The organism is Streptomyces sp. NBC_00876 (assembly GCF_045207435.1).
Lineage (GTDB): Bacteria > Actinomycetota > Actinomycetes > Streptomycetales > Streptomycetaceae > Streptomyces.
Map to the genome: position 1 here is coordinate 3432951 of NZ_CP108800.1, position 22294 is coordinate 3455244.

A 22294-nucleotide genomic window follows, 5' to 3' on the forward strand; every position below is an offset into this window, starting at 1 on the left:
AGCCGCACGCGCATCCGCTGACCGCGGCGCCATGGAGAGCCGCACGCGCATCCGCCGCCCGCGGCGCCATGGAGAGCCGCACGCGCATCCGCTGACCGCGCAGGGCGTCGCGAGCCCGCTCCCCCGGCACAGCAGTGCCCGCACCCCCTTCCCGGGGATGCGGGCACCGTCATGTCCTCCGCCCGCTCAGTGCGTCAGCGCGGGCTCCCCGGAAGGCTCACCGGACGGCTCCGCGGCGACATCACCGTCACCGGCCTCCACGTGCTGCTTCGGCCGGGCCGGCAGCGCGAACATCAGCAGGAAGATCACCGCGAGCACACCGACCACCCACCACAGCGACTGCTCGAAGGCGTCGGCGAACGCCGGGCCGATCTGCGGCGGCGTCAGCTTGTCGCTCATCGCCCCGATGAACACGACCGAGACCAGGCCGAGCCCGAGCGCGCTGCCCATCTGCTGCACGGTGTTGAACAGCCCGGAAGCCGATCCGGCGTGCTCCTTGGGCACCTCGGACAGCACCGCGTCGGCCAGCGGGGCCGCGATCAGCCCCATGCCGACGCCCATGACCACCAGGGGCAGCGCCATCTGCCAGGACGTGATCCCCATGCCGTAGTGGCCGGACTCCCAGATGTAGAGCAGCAGACCGGCGATCATGAGCAGCGCCCCCGCCTGGAGCACCTTGCGGCCGAAGCGCGGCACCAGCTTCTGTACGGAGATCCCGGCGGCGAACGAGACGGCGATCGAGAAGGGGATACCGGTCGTGCCGGCCCGCAGCGCGGTCCAGCCGAGCCCCTCCTGCATGTACAGGGTCCAGACCAGGAAGAAGATGCCCAGGCCGATTCCGAAGGTCAGCTGCACGGCGATGCCCGCGGCGAAGCTCTTGACCCGGAACAGCGACAGCTCGACCAGCGGCGAACCGTCCCGGCGGGCCTTCGCCCGCTCGAACAGCACGAGGACGCCGAAGACGAGGATGCTGCCCGCCATCGACAGATAGCCCCACAGCGGCCAGCCCAGTTCCTCGCCGCGGGTCAGCGGGTAGATGAGCATGAGCATCGCCAGCGTCACCAGCACCACACCGACCAGGTCGAGGCGGAGCGCCTTCGGGGACTTGGACTCGGTGATGTACCTACGGCCCAGAATCAACCCCGCGATGCCGACCGGCAGGTTGATCAGGAAGATCGGGCGCCATTCGAGACCGGCGATGTTCCACTCGGTCAGCAGCGCGCCCAGCAGCGGACCGGACACGGAACCGAGGCCGATGATCGCGCCGAAGAGACCGAAGACCTTGCCGCGCTCGTGTGCCGGGAAGGTGGCGTGCGCGATCGACAGCACCTGCGGGACCATCAGTGCGGCCGTGCCTCCCTGGAGGAGACGGGAGACGACCAGCATCTCCGGGTTGGCGGCGAATCCGCAGAGCGCGGAGGCCACGGTGAAGCCGCCGATCCCGATGAGGAAGACCCGCTTGCGGCCGTAGATGTCGCCCAGCCTGCCACCGGTGATCAGCCCGGCGGCGAAGGCCAGGGCGTATCCGGCGACGATCCACTGGATCGAGCTGAACGAGGCGCCGGTGTCCAGCTTGATGCTCGGGATGGCGATGTTGACGATCGTGACATCGACCAGGTCCATGAAGGCCGCGGTCATCACGATGGCCAGCGCGAACCACCGGCGGCGGTCCGACGGGTCCGGGGACACCGTGGGCGCGGCCGCCGTCGACGGCAGAGGTGCGGAGGAAGTCATATGAAGAAGTTAAACGTCCATTAGGTCAGGTTGTGGCCCAATGGACGGGCATCCTGGGTGACATGACCGACACCCCGGCACGACTGCTGAATCTGCTGTCACTGCTCCAGACGCCGCGTGAGTGGCCGGGCAGTGAACTCGCCGACCGGCTCGACGTCAGCCCGCGCACCATCCGCCGCGACATCGACCGCCTGCGCGACCTGGGCTATCCCGTCGAGGCGTCACGCGGCTCGGTCGGCGGCTACCGGCTGGTGGCCGGCACGGCCATGCCGCCCCTGCTCCTGGACGACGAGGAGGCGGTGGCCATCGCGGTGGGACTGCGGGCCGGGGCCGGTCACGCCATCGAGGGCGTCGACGAGGCCTCCGTACGCGCACTGGCCAAGCTGGAACAGGTGCTGCCCTCGCGGCTGCGCCACCGGGTCTCCACCCTGCAGAACGCGACGGTGCCGCTGACCCGTGGCGACGGTTCGACCATCGACCCGCAGACGCTGACCGTGATGGCGTCCGCGGTCACCGGCCGGGAGCGGCTGCGCTTCGCGTACCGCGCGGGGGACGGGGCCGAGACGAGGCGGCAGGTCGAGCCGTACCGCCTGGTGAGCACGGGATGGCGCTGGTACCTCGTGGCGTACGACCTGGAACGGGCGGACTGGCGCACCTTCCGGGTCGACCGGGTGAGCGAGCCGTTCGCGACCGGGGCGCGGTTCACAGCCCGGGAGCTGCCGACGGGCGATGCGGCGGAGTTCCTCAGCAGTTCCATGGCGCGCAGGCAGCCGGAGCTGGAGGTCGAGGTGAGCTTCGCGGCTCCGGCTGAGTTCGTCGCCTCGCGGCTGCCCGCCTCGCTCGGCCCGCTGGAGCCGACGGGCGAGCACAGCTGCCGGCTGCGCGCGGTACTGGCGGATTCGCTGGAGTGGGTGGCGCTGCGGCTGGCACTGGTGGACTGCGAGTTCACCGCGCACCGGCCGCCGCAGCTGGCGGCGTATCTGAACGACCTGGGCGGCCGGCTCATCCGCGCGGCTACGCCCTGATCAGGCCCGCGGCGACACCCTGACCAGGCCATTCGGGACCTGGGCGGCTGCGGTCCTGGGACTGCGGAAAAAGGGATGAGCCCCGGCGCCAGGGGGGGGTGGGCGCCGGGACTCAGCTCAGGGGGCCCGTGTGAAGCGGCCCAATTCGGAGGTTACTGGACTCGGGCTCACGCCGCAGCGTCAAAGCCCGTGTCGTGAGCCATTCGCTTCAGTTCGAGCAGCGCGTGCTTCTCGATCTGGCGGATCCGCTCCCGGGTGAGCCCGTGCTGCTTGCCCACTTCGGTCAGGGTCCGCTCGCGGCCGTCCTCGATGCCGTAACGCATTCGGATGATCGACGCGGTCCGGTGATCGAGCTTGCCGATCAGGTCCTCCAGCTCCTCGCTCCGCAGCAGCGTCATCACCGACTGCTCGGGCGAGACCGCGGAGGTGTCCTCCAGGAGGTCGCCGAACTGCGTGTCGCCGTTGTCGTCCACCGACATGTTCAGGCTGACCGGGTCGCGGGCCCAGTCCAGCACGTCGCCGACCCGTCCCGGGGTCGAGTCCAGCTCCGCGGCGATCTCCGCGTGCTCCGGGTCGCGCCCGTGCTCACGGTTGAACTCGCGCTGCACACGACGGATCCGGCCGAGCTCCTCCACCAGGTGGACGGGGAGCCGGATCGTGCGCGACTGGTCGGCTATGGAACGGGTGATGGCCTGCCGGATCCACCACGTCGCATACGTGGAGAACTTGAAGCCCTTCGCGTAGTCGAACTTCTCGACCGCGCGCACCAGGCCCGCGTTGCCCTCCTGGATCAGGTCGAGCAGGGGCAGCCCGGCCCGCGGATAGCGGCGGGCGACGGCGACGACCAGCCTGAGGTTGGAACGAATGAACACGTCCTTGGCTCGCTCGCCCTCGGCGACCAGCGCCTCCAGCTCCTCGCGCGAGGCACCGCCGGCCTCGCTCTCCACCGCACCGTCGAGGATCTGCTGCGCGAAAACACCCGATTCGACGATCTGCGACAGCTCGACCTCCTTGGCGGCATCGAGCAGCGGCGTCCGCGCGATCTCGTCCAGGTACATGCCGACCAGGTCGCGATCGGCGATCTCTCCGCCCGCGGCGCGAACGCTGCTCGCCCGGTTGGTCCCGCCGGTGGCGGCCGAACGACGGGCGACGGCACGGGTTGCCATGCGTGCTCCCTTGCTGAGTAGGTCGCGACACCTTTTCGGGTGCCCTGCATCCGATGGAAACAACGACTGGAATCCGGACAGAATTCCCATGCCTGGCATTCAATTTCGCGAACATGCAGTACCCTGTCGCGCCACCAAAGGAGACCGGATGCGACAGTCAGGCACGGAAGCGCAGGTCAGGGCCGGTGCCGAGAGCGATCTGGAGGCCCTTACGGACATCTACAACCATTACGTACGTGAGACGGCCCTCACATTCGATACGACCCCCTTCACTCCCCGTGAGCGCCTGCCCTGGCTGCACTCCCACCCCGAAGACGGCCCGCACCGGCTCCTGGTTGCCCAGGATGTCCGTCATGCCGACGCACCGGATGCGACAGGCCCTCGGATCCTGGGCTACGCCACCAGCAGCGCGTTCCGCCCCAAGGCGGCGTACTCCACATCCGTCGAGGTCAGCGTCTACTGCTCCCCCGACGCCACCGGCCGCGGCATCGGCGCCCTCCTCTATACGGCGCTCTTCGACGCGCTCGCGGGTGAGGACCTGCACCGGGCGTACGCCGGCATCACCCAGCCCAACCCGGCCTCGGTCCGGCTGCACGAGCGCTTCGGCTTCCACCGCATCGGCACGTACGAGGAGGTCGGCCGGAAGTTCGACCGTTACTGGGACGTCGCCTGGTACGAGAAACACCTGGGACCGCAGCCCTAGTCCCGGCGCCGGCCGGTCCGGGACCACAGCCCGATACCCGGGGCCGGTGCGGTGCCTAGCGTGATCCCGCATGGACGACACGACACGTACCGCATCCGAACGTACGGCTTCCGACACCTCCGGCACCCTCAGCACAGGCACGCCCACCACAGGCACCCACACCTCCGGCGCCCTCACCTCCGGCACGCTCGACGAGGCACTGGAACGGCTCCACTCCTTCGGCCCGGAACGGGGCGGCTGGCTGAGCAATCACGCCCCGATGGCCGTCGAGGCGCTGGTGCGCCACGGTCAGGCTCCGGGTGTGCACCGATGGCTGGACCACTACCGGAACAAGCTCGAGGACATGCCGGACCGTTTCGCCGAGGTGACCCCGGCGAACTGGCGCGAGGCGCTGGGCGACCCGCGCCGCATCGCCGACTGGACGGCGTACTTCGAGCGGGAGACGGCCGGCCGTCCCTGGCGCGAGGTCCTCGCCGAGTGGTGGCCGCGGCTGCTCCCCGGCATCGCGGCCGGCGCCACGCACCCGGTGATCCGGGTCGGCCACTGCGTGCGCACCCTGCTGAGCGCCGGGCAGAACGCGCCGCGCATCGCGGAGCTCGCCCACGCGCTCGGCTACTGGGCGGCCCGCCATCAGCCGCTGCCCCCGCTGTCCTTGCTCGCCCCGGCGCCGAGCGCCGCGGCCGCACTGGACGCCGTGGCGCCGGTCCCCGACCCGAGCGGCGGCATCCGGGACCGGCTGGGGCAGCTGACGGGCTTCCCGCTGTGGCCGGGGCAGCCCGTGACCGATCCCGAGACCGCCCGCGCCCGGCTCCAGGAGCTCGTGCGGGCCGCCACCCACCGCTATGCGACGTACGGATACGGCGAGCCGGTCATGCTGGTGCACGCCGCCACCGCGCCCAATGCCGTACTGCGCACGCTGCCCGCCCTCCCCCGGGAACTGTGGGCGCCGAGCCTGGGGGCCGCATGGGCGGCGAGCGCGGCGGTCACCGCCGCGTACACACCCGCCGGGCCGGCCGCCCATGCGGCCGTATCCGGCGGGCTGTCCGCCGAGGAGGTCTTCGCGCGGGCGGCCGCACACGGCGACGACCACACCATCAAGTTCACCGACACCGCGCTGGACATCGGCGATGCCACCGCACTGACCGCGGCAATCCGCTCAATCGAACTGAACCCTCCGGCGCTCTGAGACTCCGTACGGCCCGGAACCCGGTCGAACGGTTCCGGGCCGTACAGGCCCCTGAGAAGTTCACCGACGGACTGCCGCCCCGCGCCTCAGCCGAACTGCACCGAGCGCTTGGCCAGCCCCATCCAGAACCCGTCGATCACGCTGCGCCCCTGGTCCAGCTCCTGCTCCGCGGCGCCGAGCGTGACGAAGAGCGGGGCGAAGTGCTCGGTCCGCGGGTGGGCGAGGCGGCCGGCCGGGGACTTTCGCTCGAAGTCCAGCAGCGCGTCGACGTCCTGTGCCTGGAGGGCGCGGTGCCCCCAGTCGTCGAACTCCGCCGACCAGCCGGGAACGCCGCCGCCCTGATGCCGCAGCGCGGCCAGGTTGTGGGTGAAGAAGCCGCTGCCGACGATGAGGACGCCCTCGTCGCGCAGGGGTGCGAGCTTGCGGCCGATGTCCATCAGCTTCTGCGGGTCCAGCGTCGGCATGGAGATCTGCAGGACCGGGATGTCGGCCTCCGGGAACATCTCCACCAGCGGGACGTACGCGCCGTGGTCGAGCCCCCGGTCCGGGATGTCCTGGACCGGCGTACCGGCGCCGCGCAGCAGCTTGCGTACGCTCTCGGCGAGCTGCGGGGCGCCCGGGGCGGCGTACCGCACCTGGTAGTAGTGCTCGGGGAAACCCCAGAAGTCGTAGACCAGCGGGATCGTCTCGACGGCGCCGAGCGCGAGCGGGGCCTCCTCCCAGTGGGCGGAGACCATGAGGATGGCGGTGGGGCGCGGCAGCCCGGCCGACCAGGCGGCCAGCTCGCCGGGCCAGAGCGGATCGTCGGCCAGCGGCGGGGCTCCGTGCGAGAGATATAGAGCGGGCATGCGCTCCGCGGTGACAGTCATGGCACTCCCCATCCGCTGCTGCTCAAGGTAATTGTTCTACTGAGTCTTCAGAAGGAACGATTCTTTAATCTTCAAGTTCCTACCTTCGGAGACCTTAGCTCTATCTAGTTAAACTTTCAAGAAAAGGTCGTACAGTGGAGTACATGACCACGGCATCCACCGGTGCGCCGCGCTGGCTCACCGACGAAGAGCAGAGCGTCTGGCGCGCGTATCTCCACGCCACCACGCTCCTGGAGGATCACCTCGACCGCCAGTTGCAGGGCGATGCCGGCATGCCGCACATCTACTACGGGCTGCTCGTCCAGCTCTCCCAGGCGCCCCGCCGCCAGAAGCGGATGACCGAGCTGGCCAAGGACGCCAAGATCACCCGGTCCCGGCTCTCGCACGCCGTCGCCCGGCTGGAGAAGAGCGGCTGGGTGCGCCGCGAGGACTGCCCGTCCGACAAGCGCGGCCAGAACGCGGTCCTCACCGACGAGGGCCACGAGATGCTCCGCCGCTCCGCCCCGGGCCACGTCACGGCCGTGCGCCAGGCCATGTTCGACCGGCTCACCCCCGAGCAGGTGCGCTCGCTGGGCGAGATCATGCAGGTCCTGGCGGCCGGACTGCAGCCGGAGGGCACGGACGCGGACCTGCCCTGGCTCCGCTGACCGCGCCGCATCCTTCCCCCGCACCGCGCCCCCGCCCCGCACGCACCTCTGCCCCGGTTCCGATGAACGGAACCGGGGCAGAGTTCGCTTCACACCGCGTCACGGCACACCGCGCGCGAGGGGCTCAGTGCGCGACCACCGGGACCTTGAACTCGTCCTCGACACCATCGGCGTCACCGGAGCCGACGGACGCCGGGGCCGTCGACGGACGGCCGGCGTTGATGAAGGTCACCGCGATCGCGGCGGCCACCACCAGGATTCCGACGGCCCACCAGATGGCGCCGGTGAAGCCGTGCACCATCGACTGGAGCTTCAGCAGCTCCGGGTCGGTGGCGCCGAGCGCGGCGTGCGAGGTGGCGTACGCCGTGGCGGCCGAGGCGGCGATCGTGTTCAGCAGGGCCGTACCGATCGCACCGCCGACCTGCTGCGAGGTGTTGACCATCGCGGAGGCGACACCGGCGTCACGCGGCTCGATACCGTGCGTGGCCAGCGACATGGCCGGCATGAACGCCGTACCCATGCCCAGACCCAGCAGCAGCTGCCCCGGCAGGATGACCGCCGCGTACGACGAGTCGATCTCCAGCTGCGTGAGCAGCAGCATGCCGACGCCAGCGGTGAGGAAGCCGGGACCCATCAGCAGCCGGGCCGGAACCCGGGTCATCAGCCGGGCACCGATCTGCGTCGAACCGGTGATCATGCCGACGATCATCGGCATGAAGGCGAAGCCCGTCTTGATCGGCGAGTAGCCCTTGACGACCTGGAGGTAGTACGTGAGGAAGAGGAACAGGCCGAACATCGCGATGACGGCCAGGCCCAGCGAGAGGTAGACGCCACCGCGGTTGCGGTCCATCACGACGCGCAGCGGGAGCAGCGGCGACTTGACCTTGGACTCGGTCAGCACGAAGGCCAGCAGCAGCACGGCGGAGGCGACGAACGTACCGATGGTCAGCGGGTCCGACCAGCCGCTGGACTCGGCGCGGGTGAATCCGTACACCAGCGAGACGAGACCCAGCGCGGACAGGATGACGCCCGGGATGTCGAGCGAGGAACGGTTGCGGCTGCCGGACGGCTCGCGGATCACGAAGTACGCACCGACGGCGGCGACGATCGCGAACGGGATGTTGACGAAGAACGTCCAGCGCCAGTTCAGCGTCTGGGTGAGGAATCCGCCGAGGATCAGACCGACGGCGCCACCGCCACCGGCGATCGCACCGTAGATGCCGAACGCCTTGGCGCGCTCCTTGGCATCGGTGAACATCACCGCGAGCAGCGACAGGGCCGCCGGCGCCAGCAGCGCGCCGAACACGCCCTGGAGGGCGCGGGAGCCGAACAGCATGCCCTGGTTCTGCGCGGCGCCGCCGAGCGCGGAGGCCAGCGCGAAGCCGATCAGACCCACGACGAAGGTGCGCTTGCGGCCCCAGAGGTCGGCGATCCGCCCTCCGAAGAGCAGCAGTCCGCCGAAGGCGAGGGCGTAGGCCGTGATGACCCACTGCTTGTTGGCATCCGAGATGCCGAGGGCCGTCTGGGCGTGCGGCAGCGCGATGTTCACGATCGTGGCATCGAGCACGACCATCAACTGCGCGAGCGCGATGAACGCCAGCGCCTTCCAGCGACTGGGGTCCGGGAGTCGGATATCAGCTGTTTTTGACATGGGAGTAGCCACCTAAGGACGCGCGAGGGCGCGCGAGGTCGTGAACCGTGGGATTCGGTGAGGCGGGGCGAAAGCGAAGGCTGGGCTCTGGTCAGGGGCAAAGGGCGGTCGGGGCGTGGCGGACGCGCGGCCGGGCAGCCCCGTTCAGGGGCCCGGCGCGAGGGTCAGGTCCGGCGCCGCAGGTCCTCCAAGGTCGCCGCAGTTCCGGGGAGCACGGACCGGGCCGGGGCCTCGAGTCCGTCCAGGAACAACTGCAGGTGGCGGTGGGTGAACCGGTCGATGTCCAGGCAGGCGATGCCGGGCAGCGGCCGGGTGAGCTGGGAGAGGGCGACCAGTACGTCACCGACGGCGATGTCGGTACGCAGGCGCCCTGCGGACATGGCGCGCGCGACGAGCCCTTCGACGGCCTCTTCGAGGCGCCGGCGCTCGGCGAGCAGTTCGGGGTGGTCCTTGTCGAAGCCGCCGGACAGCATCGGGCACAGGGCCCCGATCCGTTCGTCGGCCGCCGCGTGCACGAAGCGGCTCAGTGCGTCGAAGGGGTCCGCCTCTTCGCTGGAGGCCTCCTCGGCGCGGTCGGTGGTGCGGGAGGTGACCGCGAGGACGACCTCATGGGTCAGTGCGGCCCGGTCGGGGAAGTTCCGGTAGAGGGTGGCGTTGCCGACACCTGCGCGGCGGGCGACCTCGTCGAGCGGCACATCCGGCCCGAACTCGACGAACATCTCGCGCGCGGCCGTCACGATCCGCTCCCGGTTGCGCAGCGCGTCGGCCCGCGGGCGGGGCGTACGCGGCTGCGCCGCTCCGGTGGCGGTGCGGGCGACGGTGTCCACGACGGCACTCCTTCTCTTCCTGCGTTTCCGGTCCTGCGTTTCCGGTCCCGGTCTCCCGGTCTTCCGGTCCCGGTCTTCAAGGCCTTCGTTTCCGGCTGACCCCTCCCCGTAACCGGGGACCGCTTCCCCGTTTCGCGGGGACACCGATGCAAACGGGGAAAGGATCCCCGGTTATTTCCCACCTCGACGTGACCCGCGTCACACCACTCGGAGATCGGGAAAAACCCACCGATCGGCGCACCCAACGCGCGGCACCGCACCACCCGCCACAGGCTGATCGGCAGAGCGCAGTCAGGGGTCGGCCGGCTGCCGCGGCCCCGAAGGCGCCTCTATGCAGCAGCCCCGCCACCGGATACGCAAGCACCGCCACCCGGTAGCCCTCGGCTCCGCAACAGCCCTGGTCATCGCGGCACTGGCCTCGGCCAGCAGCACACTCCCCCTGCCCAGCCGGGCCTCCGCGGGCCCGGTGGCCACCACCACGGCAGCCGGGCTCGGCCCGTGCCGGATATCGGCCACCATGGGCGTACAGATGTCGGAGGGCATGCCGACGCTGCCGGGCTACTCGCGTTCCACCGGCCAGATCCACGCCCTCAACCTGATGGTCGACTTCCCGGACGCGCAGGGGACGGAGCCCGCCATGGACCGGCTCGCGGAGTTCTTCCCGCAGACCACGGACTGGTTCCGCACCAGCTCCTACGGCCGGCTCACCTACGTACCCGAAGCGCCGGTGAAGTCCTGGCTGCGGATGCCGCTGCCGTTCTCGGGGTACGGAATCGAGCGCGGCTCACCGTACGAACCGGGCTACCGCCACCTCGTCCAGGACATCGTCGCCGCCGCCGACCCGAAGGTGGACTTCAGCGCGTACGACCTGGTCAACATCCTGGTCACACCGAACGCCGGGCCCTCCGCGCTGGACACCGTGCTGTCCGTGACCTTCTCGGGCAACAGCGACGCCCCGTACGCGGACGGCGTACCGCTGTCCAACACGTCGTTCGTGTACAGCCGCCAGGACGACGGTTCCGGCTCGTTCGCCCAGACCGGATACCGCGTCCTGCCGCACGAGAACGGCCATGTCTTCGGCCTGCCCGACCTCTACACGATGGAGGGCGGCGGCTCGGTCGGGCACTGGGACATCATGTCGGAGGACTGGGGAGCCAACAACGACCTGCTGGGCTGGCACAAGTGGAAGCTCGGATGGCTCGACAACAGCCAGATCAGCTGCGCCTCCCGGCCCGGCACCAGCGACCACATCCTCGAGCCGCTGGCCACGCACGGCGGTACGAAGCTCGCGTTCGTACCGCTGACCGCCGAGTCCGGCTACGCGGTGGAGGTACGGACCCAGGCGGGCAACGACCAGGAGGTCTGCCGACCCGGGGTACTGATCTACAAGGTCAGCTCGGACGTCGACACCGGCCAGGGCCCCGTGTCCGTCGCGGACAGCACCAAGGACAGCAGCGGCTGCACCCGGCTGCCCAATGTGCACGCCGAGCTCTCCGACGCCCCGTTCCAGCCCGGTCAGACCTTCACCGACCGGGCCAACGGGATACGCATCTCGGTGATCGACAAGGACGCCAAGGGGAACTACCGCGTGCAGATCACCCGCCCGTGACGCCCCGCACCTCACGCTCCACCGGTCCCCGCAGCTCGCGCTTGAGGATCTTCCCGGTGGCGTTGCGGGGCAGCGGCTCGCCGGACACCAGCACATGGGCGGGGACCTTGAACGCGGCCAGGCTCCGCCCCACGTGCGCACGGAGCTCCTCGGCCGTGGCGGCGGCGCCGGGCCGCAGCCGGACGACGGCGGCGACCTCCTCGCCCAGCACGGGGTGGGCGACGCCCAGAACCGCCGCGTCCTCGACGTCCGGGTGGTCGTGCAGCACGGACTCGACCTCGACGCAGTACACGTTCTCGCCGCCGCGGATCACCAAGTCCTTGATCCGGTCGACGACATTGACCCGCCCTTCCCGCATCACCGCCAGGTCTCCGGTACGGAACCAGCCGCCGGAGAACGCCTGCGCGGTCGCGGCCTCGTCCCGCCAGTAGCCCCGGACCAGCGCCTGCCCGCGGAGCCACAGCTCACCGGTCTCCCCCTCGGGCAGCGCCTCGCCCGCCGGACCGGCGATCCGCACCTCGGTGCTGGGGCACGGCCGGCCGACACTGTCCGGGTGCAGCCGGTAGCCCGCGCCGAAATTCGCCAGGACACCGCCGCTGGTCTCGGTGAGCCCGTAGCCGTTGCGCGGCTCGATCCGCTCCCCGTAGCGGGCGGTCAGCTGCGCGACCAGGTCGGGCGGAGCGGCCGCCCCGCCCGTGTTGAGCATCTGGAGGCTCTCCAGCCCGTCTCCCGCCCGGCCGGCCTCGGCGAGCAGCTGGAGCGCGGTGGCCGGCACTCCGGCGTAGTGCGTGACGCCGTGCTCGCGGATCAGCCGCAGCGCCTCCCGGGTGTCCCACTTGTGCATCAGGACGAGGGTGCCGCCCGCCGTCATCGAGGCGTAGAAGCTGGTGAACGCGGCGACATGGAAGAACGGGAACGTCAGCAGCGTGACCGGCGCGGGCCCCATCCCCGGGATGATCCCCCGGCCGAGCGCGGAGGCGGCCGCATGGAACCCCGGGTTGCGTGCGGCGCCCGCCTGGGCGAGATGCGTGGCGACGGCACCCTTGGGGCGCCCGGTGGTGCCGGAGGTGTAGATGATCGTCGCGTCGTCCTCCGGCCGGATCTCGACCTCGGGCGGCGCGGCGAGCGGGTCGGGGACCGGCAGATCCTCGTACCACTCGACCCGCCCCTCGGACGCCCCCTGGCCATGCCCCTCACCGTGCCCCTCGCCACGCCCCTCGGCGGAGTCCTCACCGCGGGCCTCGTCGCAGAAGACCATCACGCGCGCCCCGGCGTTCCGGGCCCAGGCCGCGACGCGTGGCAGCCGCTCCCCGTCGACCAGGAGCACCCGGGGTTCACAGTCGTCGAGCGCGTACGTGAACTCGTCCTCGGTCCACCAGGCGTTGAGCGGGACGGCGATCAGCCCGGCGAGCTGGGCGGCCCAGAACGCGATCTGCCACTCCGGGTGGTTGCGCATCGCGACCACGGCCCGATCCCCGGGGCGGAGCCCGTACGTCTCGCTCAGCCTGCACGCCAGCGCGGAGGCGGCCGCGAAGAACTCGCCGTACGTCCAGCTGCGTTCCGCCGCGACCAGGAACGGCCGGTCGCCGAACGCCCAGGTGGTCTCGACGAACTCACGCAGGGTCCTGGGCCCGTCCGCGTAGACGAGCGAACCCGCCTGCGGCCCGTCCTCGGCCCGCACGACGGCGAACGGGCCACCGGGGCCGGTCAGCGCCGCCTCCACCCGGGCAGCGGCATCGGCGGCGGCTTCGGCAGCGGCATCGGCGGCCGCTTCGGCGGTTGCCTCGGCCCCGGGATCCGTCGGGGCTGCGGGATCGGCTCTCCCGGCGGAGGGCTCGGGGGCGGCCCCGCACCCGGGAATGGGTACGGCCGGGATCGGGGGCGGGCTCGGGGTCGGGTCGGTGTGCGGCACGAACGACCTTTCTAAGCGCTTGCTCAGGGCTTTCGCGACGCTATGCCCGCCCCCGCCGCTCGTCAAGAGCCCGGCAGACCGCGCCGATTCCGGCTCCCGAGGGCCGGAATCGGGCCCCCGGTATAGCCCGCTGCACACCAAAGGTCCGGTCCAGGGGAAAATGCCCCCGGGGTGACTGATGGTCGCAAGACGCACACCCGGGGCGTACGCCCGGAGGTCCGCAGGTGTCCATGGACGCGGAGTCACAACACAACTCCATCACCATTCAACGTCCTGGAGCATCCGTGTCCCTGCCGCCCAACGCTCACTCCTCCCCAGCCCCCACGCTGATCGGATCCGTGCAACGGGCCCTTCGGCTCATGGAGGCGGCGGCGGAGCATCCGCACGGGACGACAGCGAAGCAGCTGGCCCGCCGCGCCGAACTGCCCCTGAGCACGACGTACCACCTGTTGCGCACCCTCGTGCACGAGGGCTATCTGCAACGGGACCGGGGCCGGTACTCACCGGGCGAGGCGACCCTCGGTCTCACCCCCGCCGCCCCCCGCCACGCCAACACCGCGGGCTGGCTGACCACACTGTCCCGGGACCTGGACGCCGCCGTCTACTACGCGCTCTACGTGGACGGCGAGGTCCGGCTCACCCACGCCGTGGACGGCCCCTCGCACGCGGGCATCCAGGAGTGGGCACCCTTCAGCGAGTCCGCCCACTCCCACGCCGTGGGCCTGTGCCTGCTGGCCCAGCTCGACGAGGCATCCCGCCGGGACCACCTGGACCGCTATCCACCCGTCCCGCTGACCCGGAACACGTTGACGGAACCGGAGACCGTACTCAGCCGGCTGGCCCGCATACGCAGGGGCGAACCGGTGCTCGAGAACGGCGAGTACGAACGGGACACGGTCTGCGCCGCCGTACCCGTCACCATCGGCGCGGTCCCCTCGGCCATCGCGATCTCCCTGCCCCGAAGCGAGTCCCACCGCCTGCACAGCACGGCCCAGGAACTCAAGGCCCGCATGGAGCGGACCCTGACCTCGTTCGCGTTCACCGTCACCGAATGAACACCCCGACTCCGCCCCCGTCTTCACCCCGCCCCACGAAACCCGCAGGCCAGCGCCGCACGAACCACCCCTGCCACCACCAACCCCATGCAGAACCCCTTCCCCATGGCGGATCCGCTACGCTGTCCCTGGTCGGTCGTTGGTACGTCCCGCAGTCTGCCCAGTCACCATCGCGGCAGCCGCTGTACCGCTTCCGACCAGCGGGCTTGTGAACGTCGCCGAGGATCTGCATCCCGGATCCAGACGACGTTCCGTACAAGCCCCGGCCTTGCCTTCGTAGCTCAGGGGATAGAGCACCGCTCTCCTAAAGCGGGTGTCGCAGGTTCGAATCCTGCCGGGGGCACAGCGCATTACGCCGCTGACCTGGGGTTTCCTCTCCAGGGAGGCGCCCTGTTCGGCCTCGGACTTCCCGTCCGGGGCCGTTTGCGTGAGCGGCGCGTGAGCGGACGGAGAGTTGGTCTCCCGAATATCGCCCAATGGATCAGCGTCATCCGGCACGCACTCCAGGCCGGGATCCTCCGTGTCGTCGGGCTCGGCCTCCGCTTCGGGGGCGGCGTTTTCGGAGGTGGCGCGGGCTCGCGGTACGAGCCGGGCTACAGCGGTCGTCTCGGCGGAGTGGGCCGCCCTGAACCAGGCCCCGCCCCGTCGCGCGCACTACGCTGTGGCGCGTGCTTCCTGCCAGCGAGCGGCGTTCGCCTTGTCGAGACGGTAAAACGCCTCAGCCGCGTAGGTGGAGTCGGGGTCGGTGGCCCACTCGAACCTCATCGGCCAGTTGCCGCGCCCGTAGGGCGCGTGCAGGTGCCGCGTGAAGGCAGCCAGGGCGCCCTTGATCTGACCGCGGTCGAGGTTGAGCGCTCAACTAGGGCGGTGGTGCTGTACGCGCGCTCCGGCTCAGCGGCGAAGAGGTCCAGCATGGCCGCAACGCGCTGGATCGACGGCAAATCCGTGGTGATGAGCGACCTGAAGTTCTCAACGGTCCACTCTTCCACCGGCCAGCTTCCGTCCGACCAGCACCACTCCCCTGCACCCACCCGGACTGCGGCCACGCCCGCGGCGTCCAACCAGAGCGCCCCGCCCGCCGCCCCGGAGGACTCCTGCTGCTACGAGTGCTGCGGTTGTCCGGGGCTACCTCGCGCCCACTGGGCCCCGTGAATCATGAAAAAGGCACGTCAGATGGCCTGGTGTGCGTAGGCGTCGGGAGGCTCGGGTGGGTCCGGGGCGGTAGTCCACCGACAAGGTCATCCGTCCGCGATGCCCTCTGTGAGCTGACCGCGCGCGGTGAAGGGATCGCTGAGAGGTGAGGTTGGCTACCCCGGCCCGTTGTCAGTGCCCGCCCGTAGCCTCGTAGAGGCAATCGTGCCGAAGGGGGCCCATGGCAGTCCGACCCTGTTCCAGGTGTGGCAAGAATGAGAGCGCCAATCGCAAAGGCAAGCCAGGACGCTGTGTTGAGTGTATCGATGCGATCTACCGTGCACTCAAGGTAGATCCAGAGGGGACGTTTGTATCTCCTGGGGCCCCGAGGAACTACCGGTGCCAGACCTGTGGCAGGCCCGGGGCGATTCCGTACAAGGAGATCCAGTCGCGAAGTATTGAACTCTGCAACTGGTGCGTCGGTCGCCGCATTTATGAGGACGGTCTGGCGCGGGACCCAGAGCACTGGCTGATGGACCAGAGCGAGGTGGCCCGAATGGTCCGCGAAGCAGGTTTTGAGATGCTAGATGGGTCTGGGAGGACGCTTCCAGAGAGTCAAATGGTCAGCCGTATTGGGGAAGTTTGGGAGTCGATCGATGTCGTGTGCGTACTCTGTGCTGCCCCGAACACCTTCAACGCCGTCCACATACTTTCGAGTTCGAGTAAGCCATGGACGCATTGCTATGCATGCTTCACTTCAAAGTTCGCTGGTTGGCAAAACGAGTTCTATGGCAAGTTCGGATTGATTCGAGAGCACGACGGGTATGCGAAGCTATCGGATCCAGTCTCTGCGCACTGTGCTGAGCCCGACTGTGGTGCGAGCAGGAAGGTCTCCATCTGTGCACTCACTGCTGGCGCCCCTCCTTGCTTGCAGTGCGCAGAGGGGATCGACCCGGATCTCCCTCACTGGGTATATCTGATCCATTTTCTACCCCTAGGGCTGATCAAGGTCGGAATCACGCATAGCGAGCCGAGGGTGTATGACCGCGTCGCTGCCCACGTCTCTCGGGGCGGTGTCCTGATCAATCGGTGCCTCGTTCCGAATCGGGAGGCTGCTCGCACTGTCGAGGATTGCGTATTGGAGTCGATGCGCCAGCACCTACGCTATGGAGATCCGAGAGACTTCCCTCAAGGAGGGTGGACTGAGACCTGGGTCGACAGTGCCCCCTCCCTGGACCTCGGCGCGGTGATTGATGAAAACGCTACCCAGAAGGCCCCTGGATTCGATCGAGGGTCAAGGGTGGAAGACTTCCCTTCTTCGCCGGTAGTGGACAGCAGCATGCACGGTAGGTTCGTGTTCTCTGAGGAGGTGTCGGAGAGTGGAGAGGTCACTCATACCGTGACCTTTGTTCATCCACTGCTTGGGTGATCAATTTCTGTCTTAACTTCGCTGTATTGAAGTGGCCGTGGCGCAACCCAGCCACGGGCATGGCTCCTGATCCGCCTCGCCGACCTCCCGCAGCACACCCAACCCATTGCGACCGAGACACCGTCCCCGGCCCGAGCCGTCCGCCCCACTCAACAGCGCCGTACACGCTGAGCCTCCGCACGCGCAAGAGAATCCCGACGGACTCAGCCCCCACGCCCGCGCGCTCATCACCTACCTGACCACGCGGTCACGACACCGTGATGCCACCGAGGCCCGCATGCGCAGCGCTGGCCCCGGTGGCATGCTCACGTTTCGTCTCTCAGGCCGTAGCAACACCTGAGAGAGTTCCGTCACCGAGGGCACCTCGGAGGACGTGGGCGATCTCCTCGGGCTTGAGATCGATGCCGTCGATCCCCTCCACGGTCAGCGGGACCTCCTCCAGTGCGTATTCGCCCCGGCCCTGGGCACTGAACTCCGGCCCGGTGCGGTCATCGAAGGACCAGGTCGCAATGCGGGTGAGGTAGAACAGCTGACGCTCGTCGTCGGACTCCATCGTGTGCAGGAGGCGGACGATGTCCGCCTTCCCTGCGATCTCCTCGTGGATCTCCCGGTGAAGGGCAGCCTCCCGGGATTCGTCTTCGGCTTCGACACCTCCACCGGGAAGCACCCAGTACACGGGAACTCCGGGCTTGGTGCGGCGGATGACCAGCATCGTGTCGTGCTCGGTGACGAGGATGGCTCGGACTCGTTCGATCATTCGGTTCTGTCTCCTTGCTTGTTGACGGTCTTCGACGTGGACTGATTGCCCAACTGGATCGTCGGGCCCGCCGTCATGTTCGCCCTGGCGTGGATCTTCCTGCCGGACCTGCCCGAGTACCGCACGGGCCTGATCATCGTCGGCCTCGCCGGCACGCGGGCGGCCGGGGAACCGCGCCTGCACCTGCTCGGCCACGGCGACTGGACCGGCCCCGCCTCCGCCACCCTCATCGGCGTCGGCCGCCCGGCCCGCGACGCCACCGCAGAGAGCGCTGAACTCCTCAGCCGCTGAGGGCATCCGAGCCGGCGCCTCCGGCAACGGACTCGATTGCGGCGCGACTGGGGCGGCTCAACTGACTTGATGGCTGCGGCGTTCGATCAGTTACACATCCCGCCATACGCCATGGAGCCGGCCGACGCGTTCCCATGTCCCGATGACGCGGAACCCAGCTTGCTGGTGCAAGGCGAGACTGGCCGCGTTCTCGGGAAAGATCCCCGACTGGATGGTCCAGATCCCGGCCGCCTCCGTGGACGCGATCAATGCGTGCAGCAGAGCGCGAGCAATACCCTGCCCGCGGGCGTCCGGGTGCACGTAGACGGAACGCTCGACCACGCCGGCGTATGCGGCGCGGGCAGAGACAGCCGAGACGGCGATCCAGCCGACCACGGCAGCATCGGGGGTGAGGATCGCCGACCGCTGCACACTGAAGCCGTCGACCGCCTCGGAGCACCTGAGCCTGCTGCGCCGCGGCGGCCTGGTGATCTCCCGCAAGGAAGGGAAACAGGTCTACTACCGGGCCGACGGCGCCACGACGACCGAGCGCGTCTCCGCGCTCCAGGCATACCTGGCACGCTGCTGTCCGCCCGGCTCCGCCGGCTGGTCCGCGGGCGCGAACCGGAGGTCAGGTGCGCAGGTCGAGCATGGCGGACATGGCTGCCACGACGGGCGGGGCGACCTTGTAGTACACCCAGGTCCCGCGCCGTTCCGAGGTCAGCAGGCCCGCCTCGCGCAGCTTCTTCAGGTGGTGGGAGACGGTCGGCTGGGAGACCCCGACGTCAGAGATGTCGCACACGCACGCCTCGCCACCTGCATGCGAGGCGACCTTGGAGAACAGCCGCAGCCGCACCGGGTCGGACAGCGCCTTGAACATCGCGGCCATCTTCTCCGCGTCGTCCTGCGACAACTCCCCCGCGGTGATCGGCGGGCAGCACGGCACCACCGTTCCGGCATCCAGCACCGGCAACTCCACCATCCGTGAATTCGACATATGTCTATGTTGACACTCATCGATACCAGTGGCAACCTTTCAATATAGATCATGACCACCACTGCAGACCTTCCGGTCGTCGTCATCGGCGCCGGCCCCGCCGGGCTGGCGGCCGCCGCGCACCTCGTCGAGCGCGGCATCGAGCCACTGGTCCTGGAGACCGGACCCACCGCCGCCACCGCGGTGCGCGGCTGGTCGCACGTGCGGCTGTTCTCGACCTGGAGCGAGCTGACCGACCCGGCCGCCGAGAAGCTCCTGGCACCCACTGGATGGGCTCGGCCCGAGGCAGACACGTATCCCACCGGCGGGGACTGGGCCGAGCACTACCTCCAGCCCCTCGCCGACGCCCTCGGCGACAAGGTCCGCTACGACGCCACCGTCACCGGCGTCTCCCGCCTCGGCCGCGACCGGATCGTCGACGCCGACCGCGAGCAGCAGCCCTTCACCATCCGCATCACACGCGCCGACGGCACCGAGGAACGAATCCTGGGCCGCGCCGTGATCGACGCGTCCGGCACCTGGTCCACCCCCGCCCCGATCAGCGCCGACGGACTGCCCGCCCTCGGCGAACACGCCGCCTCCGCCCGCATCTCGTACCGCGTCCCCCACCTCAAGGACCCCGCCGTCCGCGCCCGGTACGCCGGAAGGCGCACCGCCGTCATCGGCTCCGGGGCCTCCGCCTTCACCGCTCTCGCCGCGCTCGCCGGCGTAGCGAAGGATGAGCCCGGCACCCACTCCGTGTGGATCCTGCGCCGCGGCATCAGCGGCTCCACCTTCGGTGGCGGAAGCGCCGACCAGCTCCCCGCACGGGGCGCCCTGGGCCTGGCCGCCAAGGCCGCCGTCGACGACGGATACGCCGTCACCGGCTTCCGCACCGAGGCCGTCGAACCCGCCGCCGACGGCCGGCTGGTCCTCGTCGGTGAGGACGGCCGGCGCATGGACCCGGTGGACGAGGTCATCGTCCTGACGGGCCTGCGCCCCGACCTGTCGTTCCTGTCGGAGCTCCGCCTCGCCCTGGACGAACGCCTCCAGGCACCGGTGGAGCTCGCACCCCTCATCGACCCGAACCAGCACTCCTGCGGCACCGTCTACCCGCACGGCCACCGCGAGCTGTCCCACCCCGAGCAGGGCGTCTACCTGGTCGGCATGAAGTCCTACGGACGCGCCCCCACCTTCCTCGCCATGACCGGCTGCGAGCAGGTCCGCTCCGTCGCCGCCGCACTCGCCGGCGACACCGAAGCCGCCGACCGCGTCGAACTCACCCTCCCCGAGACCGGGGTCTGCGGCGGCGCCGGCCTCTTCGACGACCCCGCCGCCGGACAGGGCGACGAGGGCGGCTGCTGCGCTCCGGCCGCACCCGCCCTCGTACAGATCGGCACCGGCCTCTCCCTGCCGCTGGCGGTCACCGAGGACGGCTCGTCCGGCGGTTGCTGCGGGTCCTGAAACACCGCGCCCGGCTGCCTTCGGCCGGGCGCGTCCGCACGAGTCAGGAGGAACGTCATGTCACGAGTGCAGCTCGCCCTACGCGTCCCCGACCTCCAAGCCTCAATCGCCTTCTACAGCAAGCTCTTCGCCACCGAACCGGCGAAACTGCGCGACGGGTACGCCAACTTCACCATCGCCGAACCGCCGCTCAAACTCGTCCTCGTCCAGGGCGCACCGGACGCAGAGACCCGCATGGACCACCTCGGCGTCGAGGTCGACACCACCGAAGCAGTCCACGCCGCTACCACCCGCCTCCAGGACGAAGGGCTGGCGACCGACGTCGAGACCGACACCACCTGCTGCTACGCCCTCCAGGACAAGGTCTGGGTCCACGGCCCCGGCCAGGAACCGTGGGAGGTCTACGTCGTCAAGGCAGACGCCGACTCCCTGGCCAAGCAGAAGAACAACACCACCTACGCGGCTCCGGCCGTCGCCGAAGCAGGCCCACCCGCGCCGACCGGGGCCGGTGGCTGCTGCCCGTGACCACCCTCGACGCCCGCGGGGCCGCGACTCTGGAAGGATTCGCTCGCCGAAAGCAGGCATGGGGGTGTCCATCCAGGCGCTGATCCGCGCGTGGGTGGGCGCGGTGCTCGACCACCGAAGCCTGGGCTACATCTACGACACCGAGAACCCCACGGCCCAGGACGACCACATGCATCCCGGGGACACACTCCGCAGCGGCGACTCGATCAGCTCGGGGGACGGCCGGTACCGGCTCGTCTACGAGACCGACGGGAATCTGGTCCTGTTACCAGGACGGCGAACGTACTCCGCGGTGGTCGTCCCGTAGGCAGCGCGGGTCTCCTGGAATGTGCGTCATGCAGATGGACGGCGACCTCACCATCGACGACGCCGAGGGACAGCGGGTGTGGAGCCTGGGCATCGACGGGCGCGGCAAACGTCTCCGGCTGACAGGGGACGGAGCCCTGGAGGTCACCGGCCTGTCCGGGGCGATCGCCTGGCGGTCCGCCCGTGCGGTGATGGCCTGACCGGACCAGCGACAGCAAGAGGCGAGCCCCCGTCGCTTCGCCGCGGCGAGGGCCTCTTTCCTGCCCGCGGGAGTGGACCGCCGCAGGGCCGGCGGGCCAATCCCTCTCGGGCTGAGACAGGGGAGGACCGCACGTGGGGCGGTGCGGTCGCTGTGATACGAACTGGCGCATGCCCGGAATGAGTATTGACGTTGTCGTTGCCGACGATCAGGAGCTGGTGCGTGCAGGTTTCCGCATGATCCTTGACGCACAGCCGGGCATCGAGGTGGTCGGGGAAGCGGCAGACGGCGTGGAGTGCGTGGAGCTGGCGCGCCGGCTGCGCCCGCAGGTAGTGCTGGCCGACATCCGGATGCCGCGGCTGGACGGGTTGGAGGTGACCCGGCAGCTGGCCGGCCCGGGGGTGGCTGATCCGTTGAACGTCGTGGTGATCACGACGTTCGACCAGGACGACTACGTGCGTACCGCTCTGCGTAACGGCGCGTGCGGGTTCCTGCTGAAGGACGCCACGCCGGCCTTGCTCGTAGAGGCGGTGCATGCCGCCGCCCGGGGGGATGCGCTGGTGTCCCCGGCGGTGACGGTGCGGCTACTGAAGAGGCTGGAGCAGGCCGAGTTGAGTACGGCGCCGGCCGGGGTGGAGGCGTTCGGGCTGAGCGTGCGGGAGTTGGACATCGTGCGGCTGATCGCCGTGGGCCGCACCAACCAGGAGATCTGCGACCAGCTGTTCCTGTCGTTGTCGACCGTCAAGACGTATCTGGGGCGGATCCAGGCCAAGGTCGAGGCCCGCAACCGGGTGGAGATCGCGGCGTGGGCGTGGGAGCACGGCGCGGTGCGGCCGGCCCGATGAGCTGCCCG

At 69.8% G+C, this 22294-nt stretch carries 20 protein-coding genes, 1 tRNA gene and 1 pseudogene; 13 read left to right on the forward strand and 9 right to left on the reverse strand.

The genetic code is table 11. From position 1 onward, the window contains the following. Positions 1 to 186 precede the first annotated feature (186 nt). Entirely contained in the window at positions 187 to 1734 is a 1548-nt protein-coding gene (locus tag OG782_RS14980) for an MFS transporter (RefSeq protein ID WP_406451130.1), read from the reverse strand. A 62-nt stretch (positions 1735 to 1796) separates the two neighbouring features. Between OG782_RS14980 and OG782_RS14985 the strand changes: the two genes are divergently transcribed. Then, a complete protein-coding gene (locus OG782_RS14985) occupies positions 1797 to 2759 on the forward strand; it encodes a helix-turn-helix transcriptional regulator (RefSeq protein ID WP_406451132.1) in 963 nt (320 codons plus the stop codon). A gap of 167 nt (positions 2760 to 2926) precedes the next feature. Here OG782_RS14985 and OG782_RS14990 read toward each other — a convergent pair whose 3' ends face one another. Continuing rightward, on the reverse strand, positions 2927 to 3925 hold the full coding sequence (locus OG782_RS14990; RefSeq protein WP_406451134.1) for an RNA polymerase sigma factor RpoD/SigA: 999 nt from the start codon (positions 3923 to 3925) through the stop codon (positions 2927 to 2929). Positions 3926 to 4073: 148 nt separating this feature from the next. Here OG782_RS14990 and OG782_RS14995 point away from each other — a divergent pair, with 148 nt between their 5' ends. Further along, on the forward strand, positions 4074 to 4628 hold the full coding sequence (locus tag OG782_RS14995) for a GNAT family N-acetyltransferase (protein WP_406451136.1): 555 nt from the start codon (positions 4074 to 4076) through the stop codon (positions 4626 to 4628). A gap of 70 nt (positions 4629 to 4698) precedes the next feature. Further along, on the forward strand, positions 4699 to 5814 hold the full coding sequence (locus OG782_RS15000) for a questin oxidase family protein (RefSeq protein ID WP_406451138.1): 1116 nt from the start codon (positions 4699 to 4701) through the stop codon (positions 5812 to 5814). Between the two features lie 86 nt (positions 5815 to 5900). Here the strand turns inward: OG782_RS15000 and OG782_RS15005 are convergent, their stop codons facing one another. Next, on the reverse strand, positions 5901 to 6683 hold the full coding sequence (locus OG782_RS15005; RefSeq protein ID WP_406451140.1) for a dioxygenase: 783 nt from the start codon (positions 6681 to 6683) through the stop codon (positions 5901 to 5903). 134 nt (positions 6684 to 6817) lie between these two features. Here OG782_RS15005 and OG782_RS15010 point away from each other — a divergent pair, with 134 nt between their 5' ends. Further along, positions 6818 to 7330 (forward strand): MarR family winged helix-turn-helix transcriptional regulator, encoded by a 513-nt coding sequence (locus OG782_RS15010; RefSeq protein ID WP_406451142.1) that lies wholly within the window; start codon positions 6818 to 6820, stop codon positions 7328 to 7330. 124 nt (positions 7331 to 7454) lie between these two features. Here the strand turns inward: OG782_RS15010 and OG782_RS15015 are convergent, their stop codons facing one another. Both OG782_RS15015 and OG782_RS15020 read right to left on the reverse strand, forming a co-directional pair. Further along, positions 7455 to 8981: an MFS transporter gene (locus tag OG782_RS15015; protein ID WP_406451144.1), complete on the reverse strand. Its 1527-nt coding sequence runs from the start codon at positions 8979 to 8981 to the stop codon at positions 7455 to 7457. Positions 8982 to 9145: 164 nt separating this feature from the next. Beyond that, positions 9146 to 9808: a TetR/AcrR family transcriptional regulator gene (locus OG782_RS15020; protein ID WP_406451146.1), complete on the reverse strand. Its 663-nt coding sequence runs from the start codon at positions 9806 to 9808 to the stop codon at positions 9146 to 9148. Between the two features lie 331 nt (positions 9809 to 10139). On the opposite strand from OG782_RS15020, the gene OG782_RS15025 reads away from it, so the two are divergent. Next, positions 10140 to 11417, forward strand: coding sequence for a M6 family metalloprotease domain-containing protein (locus OG782_RS15025; protein WP_406451148.1), 1278 nt, complete (start codon positions 10140 to 10142; stop codon positions 11415 to 11417). On the opposite strand, the gene OG782_RS15030 is transcribed toward OG782_RS15025, so the two are convergent. Next, the gene (locus tag OG782_RS15030; protein ID WP_406459083.1) at positions 11404 to 13140 is read right to left on the reverse strand and encodes a class I adenylate-forming enzyme family protein; all 1737 of its coding nucleotides are present in this window, start codon (positions 13138 to 13140) and stop codon (positions 11404 to 11406) included. The genes OG782_RS15025 and OG782_RS15030 overlap by 14 nt on opposite strands. A gap of 527 nt (positions 13141 to 13667) precedes the next feature. Here OG782_RS15030 and OG782_RS15035 point away from each other — a divergent pair. Together OG782_RS15035 and OG782_RS15040 are read left to right on the forward strand one after the other, a co-directional pair. Further along, complete coding sequence (locus OG782_RS15035) at positions 13668 to 14384, forward strand: IclR family transcriptional regulator (protein WP_406451150.1); 717 nt, start codon at positions 13668 to 13670, stop codon at positions 14382 to 14384. A 270-nt stretch (positions 14385 to 14654) separates the two neighbouring features. Further along, positions 14655 to 14727 (forward strand) — tRNA-Arg (locus OG782_RS15040). Between the two features lie 2536 nt (positions 14728 to 17263). Here the strand turns inward: OG782_RS15040 and OG782_RS15045 are convergent. After that, entirely contained in the window at positions 17264 to 17701 is a 438-nt protein-coding gene (locus OG782_RS15045) for an NUDIX domain-containing protein (protein WP_406451152.1), read from the reverse strand. A gap of 45 nt (positions 17702 to 17746) precedes the next feature. Between OG782_RS15045 and OG782_RS15050 the strand changes: the two genes are divergently transcribed. Continuing rightward, on the forward strand, positions 17747 to 17992 hold the full coding sequence (locus OG782_RS15050; protein ID WP_406451154.1) for a hypothetical protein: 246 nt from the start codon (positions 17747 to 17749) through the stop codon (positions 17990 to 17992). 90 nt (positions 17993 to 18082) lie between these two features. Here OG782_RS15050 and OG782_RS15055 read toward each other — a convergent pair. Beyond that, a pseudogene (locus OG782_RS15055) lies at positions 18083 to 18370 on the reverse strand (GNAT family N-acetyltransferase); the annotation flags it as partial. Positions 18371 to 18602: 232 nt separating this feature from the next. Continuing rightward, positions 18603 to 18968, reverse strand: coding sequence for a helix-turn-helix transcriptional regulator (locus tag OG782_RS15060; protein WP_219572913.1), 366 nt, complete (start codon positions 18966 to 18968; stop codon positions 18603 to 18605). Positions 18969 to 19019: 51 nt separating this feature from the next. Here OG782_RS15060 and OG782_RS15065 point away from each other — a divergent pair, with 51 nt between their 5' ends. The 5 genes from OG782_RS15065 (at position 19020) to OG782_RS15085 (ending at position 22286) form a co-directional block, all read left to right on the forward strand. After that, positions 19020 to 20411, forward strand: coding sequence for an NAD(P)-binding domain-containing protein (locus OG782_RS15065; protein ID WP_406451156.1), 1392 nt, complete (start codon positions 19020 to 19022; stop codon positions 20409 to 20411). 57 nt (positions 20412 to 20468) lie between these two features. Then, positions 20469 to 20936: an ArsI/CadI family heavy metal resistance metalloenzyme gene (locus OG782_RS15070; RefSeq protein ID WP_406451158.1), complete on the forward strand. Its 468-nt coding sequence runs from the start codon at positions 20469 to 20471 to the stop codon at positions 20934 to 20936. Between the two features lie 58 nt (positions 20937 to 20994). Then, the gene (locus tag OG782_RS15075) at positions 20995 to 21243 is read left to right on the forward strand and encodes a hypothetical protein (protein ID WP_406451160.1); all 249 of its coding nucleotides are present in this window, start codon (positions 20995 to 20997) and stop codon (positions 21241 to 21243) included. A 28-nt stretch (positions 21244 to 21271) separates the two neighbouring features. Continuing rightward, positions 21272 to 21442 (forward strand): hypothetical protein, encoded by a 171-nt coding sequence (locus tag OG782_RS15080; protein ID WP_406451162.1) that lies wholly within the window; start codon positions 21272 to 21274, stop codon positions 21440 to 21442. A gap of 169 nt (positions 21443 to 21611) precedes the next feature. Beyond that, positions 21612 to 22286 carry a response regulator gene (locus OG782_RS15085; RefSeq protein ID WP_406451164.1) on the forward strand — a complete coding sequence of 225 codons (675 nt, stop codon included), beginning with the start codon at positions 21612 to 21614 and terminating at the stop codon, positions 22284 to 22286. Positions 22287 to 22294: the final 8 nt, after the last annotated feature.